Here is a 607-nt window from a genome sequence, read left to right as displayed (position 1 = left end):
GGCACAACTTACCCAGAGAAACAGCAGGTTATGTGCCAGCATTTTTAGCAAACATGTATATTTTTGAATATGCTGAAGCACATGGTTTTAAAAAAATAAAACCTGAATTTCCGTTAGTTGAAACCGATACCGTTTTGGTAAAAAACATGATAACACTAGACCAAGTTGCTGAGGTTACAGGAACACCTGTTGAAAAGTTACAGTTTTTAAACCCTTCGTATAAATTAGATATCATACCTGTTATTAAAGGTGAAAACTATTATTTAAGGTTGCCAAGAGATGTGGTTGGTACTTTTGTTAACAATGAAACTCAAATATATGCGCATGTAAAAGAAGAGTTAGCTAACAGAGAAAAACCACTGCCACAATTTTTTAACGCTACAGATAGGGTGCGTTATCGTGTACAATCGGGTGATTACTTAGGTAAAATTGCCAGACGTTATGGTGTTAGGGTTAGCCAAATTAAAAGTTGGAACGGTTTGCGCTCAAACAATTTAAAAATAGGGCAGCGTTTAACCATTTATCCGCGTAAACCTTACACACAAACAGCAACTTCAACAGCAAAAACAACCGATAAAAAAGTTGTTACAAAACCAATTCCGGGTGA

General features: G+C 35.9%; 1 protein-coding gene. It reads left to right on the top strand.

From position 1 onward, the window contains the following. Positions 1–607, top strand: a 607-nt coding sequence (locus FUA24_RS00550; RefSeq protein ID WP_148539604.1) for a LysM peptidoglycan-binding domain-containing protein, incomplete at both ends; no start/stop codon positions are given.

The sequence above is a fragment of the Seonamhaeicola marinus genome (assembly GCF_008085455.1).
Note: the sequence above shows the minus strand (reverse complement) of the source record. Positions and strands in the feature narration are given on the sequence as shown.